Annotated in this window: 13 protein-coding genes; 7 read left to right on the top strand and 6 right to left on the bottom strand. The window is 37.1% G+C overall.

What is annotated here, in order from left to right; genetic code table 11:
* Positions 1-121 precede the first annotated feature (121 nt).
* Entirely contained in the window at positions 122-2,035 is a 1,914-nt protein-coding gene (gene serA / locus QM524_RS19820; protein ID WP_283345875.1) for a phosphoglycerate dehydrogenase, read from the bottom strand.
* A 98-nt stretch (positions 2,036-2,133) separates the two neighbouring features.
* Positions 2,134-3,111 (bottom strand): YheT family hydrolase, encoded by a 978-nt coding sequence (locus tag QM524_RS19815; protein ID WP_283345874.1) that lies wholly within the window; start codon positions 3,109-3,111, stop codon positions 2,134-2,136.
* Between the two features lie 283 nt (positions 3,112-3,394).
* On the opposite strand from QM524_RS19815, the gene QM524_RS19810 reads away from it, so the two are divergent.
* On the top strand, positions 3,395-4,411 hold the full coding sequence (locus tag QM524_RS19810) for an Rpn family recombination-promoting nuclease/putative transposase (RefSeq protein ID WP_283345873.1): 1,017 nt from the start codon (positions 3,395-3,397) through the stop codon (positions 4,409-4,411).
* Positions 4,412-4,485: 74 nt separating this feature from the next.
* On the opposite strand, the gene QM524_RS19805 is transcribed toward QM524_RS19810, so the two are convergent.
* Together QM524_RS19805 and QM524_RS19800 are read right to left on the bottom strand one after the other, a co-directional pair.
* The gene (locus tag QM524_RS19805; protein ID WP_283345872.1) at positions 4,486-5,838 is read right to left on the bottom strand and encodes a M28 family metallopeptidase; all 1,353 of its coding nucleotides are present in this window, start codon (positions 5,836-5,838) and stop codon (positions 4,486-4,488) included.
* A gap of 219 nt (positions 5,839-6,057) precedes the next feature.
* Entirely contained in the window at positions 6,058-7,290 is a 1,233-nt protein-coding gene (locus QM524_RS19800; RefSeq protein ID WP_166550332.1) for an isocitrate dehydrogenase (NADP(+)), read from the bottom strand.
* Positions 7,291-7,720: 430 nt separating this feature from the next.
* Here QM524_RS19800 and QM524_RS19795 point away from each other — a divergent pair, with 430 nt between their 5' ends.
* Positions 7,721-8,131: a GNAT family N-acetyltransferase gene (locus QM524_RS19795; RefSeq protein ID WP_283345871.1), complete on the top strand. Its 411-nt coding sequence runs from the start codon at positions 7,721-7,723 to the stop codon at positions 8,129-8,131.
* A gap of 225 nt (positions 8,132-8,356) precedes the next feature.
* A complete protein-coding gene (gene purU / locus QM524_RS19790; protein ID WP_166579776.1) occupies positions 8,357-9,202 on the top strand; it encodes a formyltetrahydrofolate deformylase in 846 nt (281 codons plus the stop codon).
* 93 nt (positions 9,203-9,295) lie between these two features.
* On the opposite strand, the gene QM524_RS19785 is transcribed toward purU, so the two are convergent.
* Entirely contained in the window at positions 9,296-9,751 is a 456-nt protein-coding gene (locus QM524_RS19785) for a hypothetical protein (RefSeq protein ID WP_166579777.1), read from the bottom strand.
* A gap of 352 nt (positions 9,752-10,103) precedes the next feature.
* Between QM524_RS19785 and ffh the strand changes: the two genes are divergently transcribed.
* Both ffh and QM524_RS19775 read left to right on the top strand, forming a co-directional pair.
* Positions 10,104-11,429 carry a signal recognition particle protein gene (ffh, locus tag QM524_RS19780; protein ID WP_283345870.1) on the top strand — a complete coding sequence of 442 codons (1,326 nt, stop codon included), beginning with the start codon at positions 10,104-10,106 and terminating at the stop codon, positions 11,427-11,429.
* Between the two features lie 75 nt (positions 11,430-11,504).
* The gene (locus tag QM524_RS19775) at positions 11,505-11,864 is read left to right on the top strand and encodes a VOC family protein (protein WP_095162051.1); all 360 of its coding nucleotides are present in this window, start codon (positions 11,505-11,507) and stop codon (positions 11,862-11,864) included.
* Between the two features lie 61 nt (positions 11,865-11,925).
* On the opposite strand, the gene QM524_RS19770 is transcribed toward QM524_RS19775, so the two are convergent.
* Positions 11,926-12,441, bottom strand: a complete 516-nt coding sequence (locus QM524_RS19770; protein ID WP_283345869.1) for a hypothetical protein — start codon at positions 12,439-12,441, stop codon at positions 11,926-11,928.
* 567 nt (positions 12,442-13,008) lie between these two features.
* Here QM524_RS19770 and rhaT point away from each other — a divergent pair.
* Positions 13,009-14,061: an L-rhamnose/proton symporter RhaT gene (gene rhaT, locus QM524_RS19765; protein WP_095162058.1), complete on the top strand. Its 1,053-nt coding sequence runs from the start codon at positions 13,009-13,011 to the stop codon at positions 14,059-14,061.
* Complete coding sequence (locus QM524_RS19760) at positions 14,058-15,089, top strand: GntR family transcriptional regulator (RefSeq protein ID WP_095162060.1); 1,032 nt, start codon at positions 14,058-14,060, stop codon at positions 15,087-15,089. Before rhaT ends, QM524_RS19760 begins: the two co-directional genes overlap by 4 nt.
* The last annotated feature ends 2 nt before the right edge of the window (positions 15,090-15,091 follow it).

Here is a 15,091-nt window from a genome sequence, read left to right as displayed (position 1 = left end):
AGAGTTTGAAATCCTGACTTCCACAAGCAAAATAGGATGCTACTTCAGAGTCAACTTATGACTAGGGATAAAAAACTTGTGCCACGAAATACGTGGCACAAAGATATCAGAATACAAGATTTTAATACAACATTCTAAATTTGATGGTATTATCTAAGCCTTTTAGCTCTTCTACAATCTCGTCTGCATACTCTTTTGCTACGTCAGTGATAACATAACCGATGTTGTTGGTTGTTTTGAGATACTGACCTTTGATGTTGACATTGTATTTGGCAAAAATACCGTTGATTTTAGCCAAAATACCTGGAACGTTTTGGTGAACGTGCAACAAACGGTGTGCATCTTCCAATGCTGGTAATTGCAATTCTGGGAAGTTTACCGAACCATAAGTGCTACCGTTGTTCATGAACTGCAACAGTTTACTAGGTACAAATTCACCGATATTTGCTTGAGCTTCTTCCGTAGAGCCACCAATGTGTGGAGTCAAAATGACTCTTGGCAAACTACGCAATTCGTTAATAAACTCCTCATCGTTGGTTTTTGGTTCGTACGGGAATACGTCAACAGCCGCTCCCCAAACTTTACCCGATTTCAAGGCATTTACTAAAGCTGGAATATCTACTACATGACCTCTTGAAAGGTTGATGAAGATGACATTGTCTTTCATCATAGCAAATTCTTTTTCTCCAATAATGTTTGAGTTAGTCTTACGACCATCAACGTGCATAGAGATAAAGTCAGAAATGCTTAATAGTTCTTCAAGAGTTTTACATTTTTTGGCATTACCCAAAGCCAATTTATCAACAGCATCGTAGAAGTAAACTTCCATACCCATTGCTTCGGCAATAACCGAAAGTTGAGTACCAATGCTACCATAACCTACCAAGCCGAGCTTCTTACCGCGGATTTCGTAAGAGTTAGTCGCAGATTTGTCCCAAACCCCTTGGTGCATTTTATTTGACTTCGTAAAAATGTCACGAGTCAACATAATCATTTCACCAATGGCTAATTCTACCACCGAACGAGTGTTAGAATATGGTGCATTGAATACGGCGATACCACGTTTTTCACATTCAGCTAAATCGATTTGGTTTGTACCAATACAGAATGCTCCAACGGCCATCAAACGACTAGCATTTGGATGCTCAAGCACACGTTTGGTAAGATTAGTTTTAGAACGTAAACCTAAAATTGAAACACCTTTGATTCGCTCGATTAGTTCTTCTTCGTCCAAAGCACCTTTCAATAACTCTACTTGAAAACCTTCATTTTTGAAAGCTGCAACAGCTTTTGGGTGAACGTTTTCCAACAATAAAACCTTGATTTTTGATTTTGGATAAGATTGAGAACGGCTCAAGCCATTGATATATAGGAATTCGTCTAATGAAGCTACAACCTCATCAGCTTTTTCTACAACTTTTTGACGCTCAATGTTTTCGATGAAAGCGAAGAACTTATTAGCCAAACCAGACTCACGAAGTTCATAGTCGGTATAGCCATCACCAATTGCATATACATCGCCTTCTAATTGCAAGGCTTGAAGTAATTTTACTTTACCTTTATCTTGAGAAAGTAAGTTGCTTTCGTCATAACCCGTGATGTTTCCTTCGGCATCGTAAGTAAATGTATTAGCAAAAACATTTTCTTCTTTTACGCCCATTGACACAGCTACAGGAACAATGAAATCCTTGAAACCACTCGACACAATGTAGATATTTTCACGATACATCGAGATAAACTCTCTGTTACGTGCAAATGAGTCGGAGATTTTACCCATCAAAAACTCAATCAAAGTATTTACATGGTCGCGGTGTGCTGGCAATAAGGCAACTCTCGCCTTCAAGGAATCAGCAAAACCAATTTCACCCAACATACCTTTGTCTGTAATCGCTTTGATTTCACCGACAATTTTTTCGCTGTCTTTGTTTCCTGCCAATGCAATGGCCGCTAATTCGTCAAGACCTTCTACCTGCGTGAAAGTGCTGTCAAAATCAATGACGAAATTTACTTGATGTTCTGCTGTTTTAGTCAACATGTTCTTACTGTATGTCGCAAGTCAGGGGTCAAAGCCTTTTCCTACGGATTTGAAACTCTAGTTATTTATATATTGGTTAACCTATTTGGTACTCGTTGCTAGTTTTTGGATAAAAAGCTTAATGCTTGATATTCCGACCAGAGGGTTTCCTCATAGCCTTTTTGCATAAATCCGCAATGTCCACCTTTTTCAGGAGCTTGAAAAAATACCTTTTCTAAGCGACTGACTTTATCGAAAGGAAAACATTCTTTCGATAAAAAAGGGTCATTTTGGGCATTAATTATTAAAGTGGGTATTTGAATTTTTTCAATAAAATACAGGGAACTATTTCTTTGATAATAGTCTTCTGCATCTTTAAATCCGTGAAGTTGTGAAGTGTAATAGTTGTCAAAATCACGCAGGGTGCGTATTTTTGACAAGTTTGTAGTGTTGATATTTTCAGGAAAGTAAACAGCCTTTTCTTGGATTTTTTTGGTAAGAGTTTTATTAAAACGGCGGGTATATACCCAGTCTTGCCAACTTTCCATTTTGGAGCTACTTCCAGAAAGGTGCAAAGGTACGGAAAATGTTACAGCCTTTTTGATTTCAGGACGAAGATTTTCGCCATTTTCACCCAAATACTTCAGTGTAAGATTGCCTCCTAAGCTGAAGCCCATCAGGTATATTTCCTTATAATTTTGTGCAGCGTATTTGATTACCAAGTCTAAATCATCAGTGGCGCCGCTATGATAAAAACGAACTTGCTTGTTGATTTCTCCCGAACAGCTACGAAAATTCCAAGCCAAACAGTCAAACTGATGTTGGTTAAACAACCTGACCATGCCCGTGATATATTGTCGAGTAGAATCGCCTTCGAGACCATGGGATAAAATCAAAAGTGGACGCTGTGAATGAGTTTCGTTAGGATTTACTTTTGACCAATCCAAGTCCAAAAAATCATGGTCAGGAGTTGATAAACGCACACGCTGATAACTTATCCCATCTACTTTACGAAACAAGGAAGGATAAATGGTTTGGAAATGACCATTTGGCAGCCATAGAGGAGGCTGGTAATCAGAGTGTTTTACAACTGGCATTTTGTTTCAGAATTAACACTTGAATTTAGGAGTATTCTTTGAATAGTTGAATGTTTTTGCGGAAATTCATAATTTTTTATTGGAAAAAGTCTATTTCGTGTTACAGAGAGTCAATCAAACAAATATCTTGATTCGGATGTATTTACTTTTTACAGAGATATAATTGAATCATAGGAGAATAATCATTTTGTTTTAAAATGCTGAAAATCAAATCCATATATGAGTGGAGACTAAGTCATAAAAATTGTCTAACTTTGAATTTTAGAACTACTCCTTTATAAACATGAAAGCAAAATATCTTAATCCATTTACAGACTTCGGGTTTAAAAAAATCTTTGGTGAGGAAGCCAGTAAGCCACAACTTATTGACTTCCTGAATTCCCTTTTGCCCGAAAGAGACCAAATCGTAGAACTCACCTTCAAAAACAATGAGCAATTAGGCTTTACGCCCTACGACCGAAAAGCCATTTATGATATCTATTGTGAAAATCAGAATGGTGAAAAGTTTATCGTTGAGTTGCAAAAAGCCAAACAGAATTATTTCAGAGAAAGAACCATTTACTATTCCACATTCCCGATTCGAGAACAAGCAGAAAAAGGTATTTGGAACTACAATCTAAAAGCGGTGTACTGCATCGGAGTACTAGATTTCACCTTTGATGATTACGAATCTGAACCTGAAAAATCAGAAGTCGTTCATACCATCAATCTCAAAAATCAGCATGGAAAGGTCTTTTATGATAAATTGACTTATATCTATCTGGAAATGCCTAATTTCAAAAAAGAAGAACATGAGTTGGCTACAAGACTAGATAAATGGTTGTATTTTATCAAAAACCTCGAAGACTTTCAGAACATTCCAGAGTTGTTTAAAGATGAAGTATTTACTCACGCTTTTCAAGTCGCTGAACTAGCCAAAATGGATAGGGAAGATTGGGAACGATACGAATACAGTCTTAAAGTATTTAGAGACAATAAAGCCACCTACGATTATGCTGTCGAAACAGCCCATGAGGAAGGACTCTTAAAAGGTATGCAGGAAGGGTTAAAAGAGGGTTTAAAAGAGGGCATGGAGAAAGGAATTCAAGAGGGAATGGAAAAGGGAATTCAAGAGGGAATGGAAAAAGGAATTCAGGAGGGAATGGAAAAAGGAATTCAGGAGGGAATGGAAAAGGGTATCCAAGAGGGATTGAAAGAAGGACAACGAAATATTGCTCGCCAAGCTAAAATGATGGGACTTGATATTGCCAGTATACAAAAATTAACAGGACTTTCAGAGGAAGAAATTACGAATTTATAGTTTAAATGGAAGAGCCAAGAATCTCAGCATTAACACTGATTTCTTGGCTCTTTTATCAACACACCTACAGAATCTTACATTCCCACTTTTGGCAATATAGGTAAACTTTCGTTACCATCTTCGCCAACAGCTTGTACAGCAAAGAAATAATGGTCTTTCGAATAAGGAATATTGATGCCATTTTTAGTAGTAAAAATTTTCTTTTGCCAGAACGGTTGATAGGTTTCACGAACTAAGACATAGTACCCTTTTACCTTGCCAGATTTGGGTGCTTGCCAAAATAAAGTAGTACTGTTGGTCAGGGATTTGGTATCAATGGTAACATTCTGGGGTGTGGTTGGAGCTTTTGCTAGGTTAGCCAACGTTGCTAAATTCATAGCCGTATTTTTTCTTAAATATTCAAAATCCATAAACTCTGGTAAATCGCCATATTGAGTACCTTTTTCAGTGCGTAAATCTTGGTGCTGATGATCAAAGTTTTCGTTCATTTCAGTGACACGAACTGCTGCAAAACCACGATTTACAAATGGTGTATGGTCGCCACCTCGTAAAAAACGGTCGTTGCGATATACCATTACTACCTCCAAATTATCGACATATCTTTCTCCAATTTCCTTCGCATAACGTGCTAACTGACGAGCTTTTCCATCGTTTTCTTGTCCCATATTGCGAATACCTGTTGCTTTTTTGTCAAGTTCAAAAGCAGGAAGTCCTTCGCTAAAAATACGAACACGAGTATTGTCGATAATTCTAGTCTCATTGCTATTATTCGAACCCACAATATCATTGTTCATAATGGCCTCGATATTCCATTTTTCGTTGACTGCTTTTTGGGCTAAATAATCAGCACCAAGAAGTCCTTGTTCTTCACCACTCACTACCAAGAAGATTACGGTAGCAGGAAATTGTGCTTTGGCCATCACACGAGCTAGTTCAATCACTGTAGCTGTTCCTGAACCGTCGTCGTTGGCTCCTGGGGCGGTAGCTTCTCGATTCATGACATTGGTTACACGGCTGTCGATGTGTCCCGAAACGATAAATATACGGTCGTCGTTCGGGTCTGTTCCTTTCAAAATTCCCATGACGTTGCCCATATCTTGGTCTTTATCGACACGCTTGCCATCTGGTTTGAGCACCCACGAATCAATCATGGCGGTCATGCGACCACCTGATTGTTTGGCGTATTCTTGGAATCGGCTTAATACCCAACGTCTTGCAGCCCCAATCCCACGTTTCTCTTCAGTAGTGGTACTCATGGTATGACGAGTGTCAAAACTTACCAATTTCTTGATATGTGATTGCAAACTATCAGCATTTACTTCAGCAACGAGTTGTTCGATGGCTGGATCACGCTGAACGATTTTTTGAGCGTTAGCTTCTGTAAAAAGTGCAAAGGATAAAATTAGCGGGAGGTAGTGTTTTTTCATGAATGATGAAGCATTTTAATGAGTGAAAATTCCAAGATAGCATTTTTCTCTAAAAAAACTGTCTGTTAGAGATATATGGCGTTGGTATAGAGATAACGATTGATAACTTGTAGATGTTTGAAAAAGAGTGCTAGTAAACTTGAGGATGAATATGCATAAAATAAAAAGCCAGCCTAATCATACGAATAGGCTGGCCTCTCAAAACTATTTTAGCAAAAATTATTTTGCTAAAGCAGCTTTCAAATTCTCGTCGATTGCTGCCAAGAATTCTTCAGTATATAAGTAGTGTTCTCCATGAGAAACTTTGTTTCCGTGGATACACACTGCTAAGTCTTTAGTCATTTTACCTGACTCAACTGTTTCGATACATACTTTTTCCAAAGTTTGGCTAAAGTTGATCAACTCTTGGTTACCGTCTAATTTACCACGGAATTCCAAACCACGAGTCCAAGCAAAGATAGATGCAATTGGGTTAGTAGAAGTAGGTTTTCCAGCTTGGTGGTCACGGTAGTGACGAGTTACAGTTCCGTGAGCGGCTTCAGCTTCCATTACAGTACCATCTGGCGTAACCAATACTGAAGTCATCAAACCTAATGAACCAAAACCTTGTGCTACTGTATCTGACTGAACGTCACCATCGTAGTTTTTACAAGCCCATACGAAGTTACCATTCCATTTCAAGGCAGAAGCTACCATGTCATCGATCAAACGGTGTTCGTAAACTATTCCTGCTGCTACAAATTTCTCTTTGTAATCAGCTTGGTAGATTTCTTCAAAAATATCTTTGAAACGACCATCGTATTTTTTCAAGATGGTATTTTTTGTAGATAAATATAAAGGCCATCCTTTGCTCAATGCCATGTTGAAACATGAGTGAGCAAAACCACGAATAGACTCGTCAGTGTTGTACATTGTTAATGCTACACCGTCGTTTTTGAAGTTGAATACTTCAAAAGTTTGTGGTTCAGAACCGTCTTCTGGCGTGAAAGTAACTGTTAATTTACCTTTACCTTTTGTCAAAAAGTCAGTTGCTCTGTATTGATCACCAAAAGCGTGACGACCAATCATAATTGGAGCAGTCCAGTTTGGAACTAATCTAGGAACATTTGAACAAACGATAGGCTCACGGAACACAGTACCATCCAAGATGTTACGGATTGTACCGTTTGGTGATTTCCACATTTGTTTCAAGTTGAATTCTTTTACACGAGCTTCGTCTGGTGTGATAGTAGCACATTTGATACCTACACCGTATTTTTTGATAGCCTCAGCTGCATCAACAGTAACTTGGTCATTGGTTTCGTCACGGTACTCCATGCCCAAGTCATAATATTTGATATCCAAATCCAAGTAAGGAATGATTAACTTATCCTTGATGAATTTCCAGATAATTCTAGTCATTTCGTCGCCATCAAGCTCAACGACAGGATTTTCAACTTTAATTTTTCCCATTTTTGTATGAAAACGTTATGCGTTATTAATGATGCGTGAATAGTTTGCGCATTTCGACTGCAAATGTACGGAATGTTATGATACGTAGGGAACATTATTAGGTGAGAATCAATAGTTTTTTCAGAAAAGCATTGCTAAAAAATATATAGTTAGCATTTTTTTCTTTAGGTTTGAGCTTTTTCAAATATCCTAAAATGCTAAAATAGAGGGTAACTATTGTCTTGTAGCTTTGGGGCTTATCAATTTTAAATATCCATTTAAGGTTGTACGAAGGATTTTCAGCTATTGCAGATTTGGGATTTCTGATTTCGGAAATAGAGTAAAACACCTCTATTTTTTACAAAATATAAAAGATTACACTTCCGAAATCCCACATCCGATATCCGAAATAAACAGTTTTATATTCCTTCGTACAGCGCTAATATCCATTATGACCCATATAGTCCATCAAATATCAGCATCTCAAACTTGGCCAATTCGTCATAAAGTTATGTGGCCAGATTATCCTTTAGACTTTGTCAAAATCAAAAATGATGAAGATGGAATTCACTTTGGCTTGTGGCTTGATGCTGAATTAGTATCTGTGATTTCTTTATTTATTGAAGGTCAAGAAGCACAATTTCGGAAATTTGCTACACTCGAACATTTACAAGGAAGAGGTTTTGGCTCGGCGCTGCTAGGTCATTTGATTGATTTTTCGAAAAAACATAAAGTACAATTACTTTGGTGTCATGCCCGCACTTCAGCCTTGCCATTCTATCAAAAATTTGGACTCGATGCCGTTGGAGATACATTTATAAAAGAAGGTATCGAATATGTAAAAATGGAAATACAACTGTAGATGTAAGATAGATTTGAAGATTTGGAAATTTGAAGATGGGCTGAGGCTATCTGTTGAGTATCTCAACTTCTCGTACGACTCAAATCATTCTAGGCTATAGTTTTTGTATTTTAATTCTGTAACAATTAGCGATTTAGTAAAACGAATAAGTAATTTTGCGGGCTGTTAAATTCTATTTTGTGAAAGCGGCATAGTTTAACTGTTAGCCATTATAAAAATTTTGAAATGACGGATTATATTCTAAGAATTGATTGCCCCGATGAAAAAGGGCTTGTACATAAAATCACAGGAGTACTATTTTTTAATAACCTCAATGTAGAAAGAACCGACGAATTTGTCGAAAGAGATACCAATCAGTTTTTTATGCGTGTGGCCTTTTCTGGGAATTGCGACCCTGAAAAAATTGAGGACGGATTAAGAGGTATTTTGCCCAATGGCGCTAATATTGACCTTTCCAAAAAAGAAATCAAAGATGTAGTGATTTTGGTAACTAAAGAGCATCATTGCATCAGTGATTTATTGATTAGAAATGAGTTCAAAGATTTGCCAATCAATATTTTAGCAGTAATCGGCAATCATGAAGTATTACGTTCCTTAACTGAGCGTTTTGGTATTCCTTTCCATTATATTCCAGCCAAAGGAACCGACGAAGCGTCGAGATTGGAGCATGAAAACCAAATCCATGAATTGTTAGCTACCTACAGTTTTGATTATTTGGTATTAGCCAAATTTATGCGTGTGTTAACCCCATCTTTTACTGAACGTTATACAGGAAAAGTCATCAATATTCACCACTCATTTTTACCAGCGTTTATTGGTGCTAATCCATATCGTCAGGCGTATGAGCGTGGGGTAAAGATTATTGGTGCAACGGCACACTTTGTGACCGACGATTTGGATGAAGGACCGATTATTTTCCAAGATGTGATTTCTGTAAACCATACCAAAACGGCTACCGAAATGGCTGCTGCTGGTCGTGATGTTGAAAAAATTGTTCTTGCCAAAGCGCTTAAGCTAGTACTAGAAGATAGAGTATTTATTGCAGGAAACAGAACGATTATTTTTGAATAAAATCAAAAAGTAAACAGCGTTATAGTAAAAAAGGCACAAAGTGTATCATAATCACTTTGTGCCTTTTTTTACTATAACGCTTTGTTCCTTTATTTAATCTACCGTCTGGATTTGTCGATTAATTGACAACACCTCTTTGCCTCCAACCTTTTCACACACCAAATCTCCACTGGTAATAAGAAAATGTTTAATGAAAAATTGATTATTCGTTTTTACCACAAAAGTATATTCTCCGTCCTCAAGCCCTGCTAAGTGCAAATTGAGCATCACATGAGAATCTTTTAAATTGGCTTCTTTTTGTTCAATGAAATCTGCAGAATTACGTGGCCTTAAGTAAGTCATAATTGACTCAGACTGTGTATGATTTATGAGAATTTTATAAATCAAAGGATTTTTTTCGTCTTGATGAATATCCACAAAAAGCCCTGCTTTTTCAGCTTTTTTTACTTCTTTATGGCGAGCTTCGTCGATGCTGATAAATTGAGCTTTTGATAGAAAACTTGAACAGATTAGGAAAACTACGTAAAGGATGAATTGAGGTGCTTTCATATTAGTATTGTATGTATTTGGTGAAACAAAAAAGTTTTATTGGTGCTGTAAATACTTGTAATACAATAAATTGAGTGCACAAAATTATTTTAGGGAGATAGGTATATCAATGACAATAAAAGGTGAACAAAAACAATAATTATCAAGGATTGTAGCAAGTCAAACTCATTGTTTGTCTGCAAGCCACTGTAAATCTGATGGGAAGGATATAAAGTTTGTAAGTATAAATTGGAGGTAGGTATATCTATTACAAGATAATAATTAGCAATTTATGAAACTACTAATGCTTAATTTTTTTTGTACCTTTGCGGTTCTATAGAATGAACTATAAGATTTTTAGCTATAACCGACAATGTTTGAGAATTTAAGTAATAAACTTAATACCGCAATGCGTACCCTTAAAGGTAAGGGACGTATCACGGACGTTAACGTAGCCGCTACAGTGAAAGAAATCCGTCGCGCTTTGATGGATGCCGATGTTAACTACAAAGTAGCGAAAGAAATTACCGACCGCATCAAGGATGAAGCGATGGGTCAAAAAATCGTGATTGCAGTTGACCCAGGTCAGATGTTGGTAAAAATTGTACATGATGAGCTCGTAAAATTGATGGGTTCTCAAGTACAAGGTATCAACCTCAAATCAGACCCTTCTGTTATCTTGATTGCTGGTTTGCAAGGTTCTGGTAAAACTACATTCTCTGGTAAGTTAGCTCAATACCTCAAAAAATCGGGTCGTAACGTACTCTTGGTAGCTTGCGATATTTACCGTCCTGCGGCGATTGACCAGTTGAAGGTATTAGGTGAGCAAGTAGAAGTAGAGGTTTATTCTGAACCAGAAAACAAAAATGCTGTACAAATTGCCCAAAATGCGTTGGAGTATGCTCGCAAAATAGGTAAAAAAGTAATCATTGTCGATACTGCGGGTCGTTTGGCTGTAGATGAGGCTATGATGAATGAGATTGCAGCAGTAAAAGAAGCTATCAAACCATCTGAAACCTTGTTTGTAGTAGACTCTATGACAGGTCAGGATGCAGTAAATACTGCAAAGGCATTCAACGACCGTTTGAATTTTGACGGGGTAGTTTTGACCAAGTTGGATGGTGATGCTCGTGGTGGTGCGGCGCTTTCTATTCGTCACGTAGTTGAGAAACCAATCAAGTTTATCTCGACAGGTGAGAAAATGGATGCTCTTGACCAATTCTACCCAGATCGTATGGCTAGCCGTATTTTGGGTATGGGTGACGTGCTTTCCTTGGTTGAAAGAGCTCAAAATGCCTTTGACGAAGAAGAAGCAGAGCGTATCAATAAGAAAATCCGTCAAAACCAATTTAGTTTTGAGGACTTCTACTCTCAATTGCAACAAATCAAGAAAATGGGTAATATCAAAGATTTGATGGGTATGATTCCAGGGATGGGGCAAGCTATCAAAGACGTTGATATTTCGAATGATTCTTTCACACCAATTGAGGCAATTATTCAGTCAATGACCCCAAAAGAGCGTCAGAAACCTGAGTTATTGGATATGTCTCGCAAGAAACGTATTGCTGCTGGTTCGGGTACTTCGGTTCAACAAATCAACAACTTGTTGAAGCAGTTTGAAGAAATGCGCAAAATGATGCGTATGATGAACCGTGTACAAGATGGTAAAATGAAATTGCCTAATTTCCCTAAAAGATAGGTATTAAACTTTAGTATCAGTTTTTGAACAAATGCACATACGTTTTGGCGTGTGTGCATTTGTTTTTACAACACTATGAAAATCAAAGAGATTAATCATATCGCCCTTTTTGTCAAGGACCTAGAGGCGTCGAAAGAGTTTTATGGAAATGTATTAGAATTGCCAGAAGTAGCTCGTCCAGCTTTTGATTTTGAGGGAGCTTGGTATGCATTGGGTACGCATACTTTACATCTGATTGCAGGGCGTACCGATGACATTATCGTTGGAGGTACAAGACGTAATCATTTTGCTTTAGAAGTAGAAGATATTGAAGAGTGCGAAGCCTTTTTGAAGGCTAAAAAAATACCCATGGTAGGACCCAAAATGCGCCCAGATGGTGTCCCCCAAATTTTTATCCAAGACCCTGACGGTTACTGGATGGAGTTTACTTATTGAGTGACTGAGTGGTTGAGTGATTATTTTAAAATTCAATTAAAGTAATCACTCAACCACTCAATTATTCTACTTGCGACAAATTGATTAATGTTAAAGCTTTTTGGGCTTCTTCTGGTTTTTGCGTCCCAATGAGTAAAGACATTTTATCTTTAAAAACCAATTGAATTCCCATATCTCCAGCTATATTCAAAGCGCCACCTGCATTTCCAAATCCTACTCGATAACCCCAGCCACCATATTCTGATAGTGGAGCATATTTTCGTACATAAACTTCCTCAAGCATATCCCATTGATAGATTCTGAAGCTTTTTTGAAGTGGAACAAATCGTACATAAATACCATCCTCATATATGCTTGTTTCTAGACAAAAAGAGCGCATAAATAGCGTAAACGCTAACATCGCTAATACGGCAATCCATAATCCTGTATTACTCATGGGGTGGTCCCCAAAAGGAATTTTTAAATAGATTTGTTGAATCCATCCATAAATGAAAATACCGTTGGTGACAAACAAAATCAACCACATCCACCATTGGTTAAAGCGTTGTTTCTCAGTAAAAAGAGGTTGTTTTTCCATAAGTTTAATCATATATAGATTGGAGATTAAATACAATTGAGGAGAAAGAGAGGGTTTTTATCAAAAATAAACTGCCTCACAATAAAGTCAACAATCTTATGAACGACGATAGTAACATGTTTTTTATCGTTGTGCTAACTTTTATTTTTCTTATAACTACCCGACTACTTCCCTTGAATAATGATATTTATTGAAATGTCGACTACACTTAATGGAATATACAAAAAATTGTTTTTCAAAAGAATAGCTTCTAAGGATTAAAAACTAAATACTTATTAAAGTACAACTCTCTTGTAGTCACAGTGATATATTGTTTTGATAGAAGACAAAAAAATAGGATAAATTTCGAGTAGAAAAATAACCCATAGTTATTTTAAATATAAATTTTGGTAATTAAAAAACTGCAATATTCAAAGATGCCTTAGGACAGTTATAAGGTGCATGAAGGGTTATATTTGTAGAATAATATTTGTTTTTCAATAATCAAACTTCATATAATCACAATTTTAAGGTTTGCAGGTTGTTCCACATCGACGTAAATCTTAGACTATGTAAAAAGACCTTTTTATGGAATCTATTCTTGGCGTTATTTTCCACTCGGTGGGTGGTTTTGCTTCTGGGAGTTTTTATATCCCTTACAATCGTGTTAAATCATGGGCATGGGAGAGTGCTTGGATTGTGGGTGGTGTTGTATCGTGGCTATTAGTACCATACTTGGCTGCCTATCTTACCATTCCTGATTTTATGACGATTATTAAAACGACCGATCAAGGTGTGATTTTTTGGACATTTTTGATGGGCTTACTTTGGGGTATCGGTGGTTTGACCTTCGGTTTGGCTATGCGTTATTTGGGTATGTCTTTGGGTATGTCTATCGCCTTGAGTTTATGTTCTACATTTGGTTCTTTGTTACCTGCGGTATATCGTGATGTATTTACTAATGACGTTGAGGGAACTTTCTCATATATGATTAGTCATACTGGAGGACAAGTCGTATTATTAGGTATTTTGGTTTGTTTAGGTGGTATCATGGTTTGTGGTAAGGCTGGGATGATGAAGGAAAGAGAACTTACCGAAGAACAAAAAACAGAAACGATTAAAGAATTTAACCTTACCAAAGGGCTTATCGTAGCTACGATTTCGGGCATGATGAGTGCTTGTTTTAACTTTGGTATTGAAGCTGGAAAGGCCATGGCCGAAACAGCAGTAGCAAAAGGCTGTAATCCATTATTCCAAAACAATGTTATCTTTGTAGTGGTACTTTGGGGTGGATTTGTGACCAATTTTGTATGGTGTATGTATCTTAACACACGTAACAAAACATTTGGTGACTATTTAAACTCAAAAGCTCCTTTAAAGAAAAACTATGCTTTTGCAGCGGTTGCTGGTACAACATGGTTTTTGCAGTTTTTCTTCTATGGAATGGGCGAAAGCAAATTAGGTAATGGCGCTAGTTCATGGATTTTGCACATGGCAACTATTATCCTAACTTCTAACTGCTGGGGTATCGTATTGGGTGAATGGAAAGGTGTTTCAAAATCAATTTTCCGTACTATTTTAACAGGTATTGGTATTATCCTTTTATCGGTGATTATTGTCGGTATTGGTAATTCTCTATGAAAAAAGAGCGTTTTTTAGAACATTTGAATATTGATGAATTTTCGGCAACCCCGAAATATCAGCAACTTGTCAACTCGGTACTTAGTGCTATTAGACAGGGTATCCTCACTACTGGGGATTTATTGCCCTCGATAAACGAACTAAGTATCGAGTTCGATATTTCACGTATTACTGTCGAAAAAGGCTATAACGAACTTCGTAAGTTGGGCGTATTGACGTCGTCGCCAGGAAAAGGCTATTTTGTGGCAAGTACTTTTTTGTCACAAGAACTCAAGATTTTCTTGGTATTCAATAAGTTGAGTCCACACAAGAAAATCATTTATGATGCTTTTGTCAAAACACTGGGCGACAAAGCGGCTATTGACTTTTATATTTACAACAACGATTACGTACTTTTTAGTAAACTACTGGGACAACAAAAAAGCAATTATACACATTATGTTGTGATTCCGCATTTTATTGATGAGGAAGAAAAAGCGTATAAATTGCTAGATCAGCTCCCCAAAGACAAACTGATTATTATTGATAAAAAAGTCAAAGAGATTCAGGGGAATTATGGGGCTGTGTATGAAAACTTTGAAAAAGATATTTTTAACTCATTGAGCCAAGCTTTGGATGCTTTGAGTAAGTACCACACTATTAAATTAGTCTTTCCTGAGCATAGCTATTATCCTCAGGAAATCTTGAAAGGCTTCAAAACTTTTTGCAGTAACTATGCCTTCAACCATCACATTGTGCATGATTTGGCTGAGGAACCTGTCAACGAAGGAGAGGTTTTCATTAGTTTGATGGAAGATGATTTGGTGCAGTTATTGGAAAAAATTATCGTATTAAATCTGACTGTTGGCGAGCATGTAGGTATTATTTCTTACAACGAAACACCACTCAAAAAGTTTATTATGAAAGGCTTAACAACCATCTCTACCGATTTCGAGGCTATGGGTGTTACCGCCGCCAAATTGGTACTTAACTCTTCGAAAGAACATATCGAAAACCCCTTTTATCTCAATATGAGAGGCTCATTATGATT

This window comes from Flectobacillus roseus (genome assembly GCF_030056595.1).
Lineage (GTDB): Bacteria > Bacteroidota > Bacteroidia > Cytophagales > Spirosomataceae > Flectobacillus > Flectobacillus roseus.
The sequence above is the reverse complement of the archived record's forward strand: the minus strand, read 5'-3'. Positions and strand labels throughout refer to the sequence as shown.

Coding starts and splice junctions, on each gene's coding strand:
- rhaT (WP_095162058.1), top strand. CDS start 13,009: ATGGAATCTATTCTTGGCGTTATTTTCCACTCGGTGGGTGGTTTTGCT.
- serA (WP_283345875.1), bottom strand. CDS start 2,035: ATGTTGACTAAAACAGCAGAACATCAAGTAAATTTCGTCATTGATTTT.
- QM524_RS19785 (WP_166579777.1), bottom strand. CDS start 9,751: ATGAAAGCACCTCAATTCATCCTTTACGTAGTTTTCCTAATCTGTTCA.
- QM524_RS19775 (WP_095162051.1), top strand. CDS start 11,505: ATGAAAATCAAAGAGATTAATCATATCGCCCTTTTTGTCAAGGACCTA.
- QM524_RS19800 (WP_166550332.1), bottom strand. CDS start 7,290: ATGGGAAAAATTAAAGTTGAAAATCCTGTCGTTGAGCTTGATGGCGAC.
- QM524_RS19815 (WP_283345874.1), bottom strand. CDS start 3,111: ATGCCAGTTGTAAAACACTCTGATTACCAGCCTCCTCTATGGCTGCCA.
- QM524_RS19805 (WP_283345872.1), bottom strand. CDS start 5,838: ATGAAAAAACACTACCTCCCGCTAATTTTATCCTTTGCACTTTTTACA.
- QM524_RS19770 (WP_283345869.1), bottom strand. CDS start 12,441: ATGGAAAAACAACCTCTTTTTACTGAGAAACAACGCTTTAACCAATGG.
- QM524_RS19795 (WP_283345871.1), top strand. CDS start 7,721: ATGACCCATATAGTCCATCAAATATCAGCATCTCAAACTTGGCCAATT.
- QM524_RS19760 (WP_095162060.1), top strand. CDS start 14,058: ATGAAAAAAGAGCGTTTTTTAGAACATTTGAATATTGATGAATTTTCG.
- ffh (WP_283345870.1), top strand. CDS start 10,104: ATGTTTGAGAATTTAAGTAATAAACTTAATACCGCAATGCGTACCCTT.
- purU (WP_166579776.1), top strand. CDS start 8,357: ATGACGGATTATATTCTAAGAATTGATTGCCCCGATGAAAAAGGGCTT.
- QM524_RS19810 (WP_283345873.1), top strand. CDS start 3,395: ATGAAAGCAAAATATCTTAATCCATTTACAGACTTCGGGTTTAAAAAA.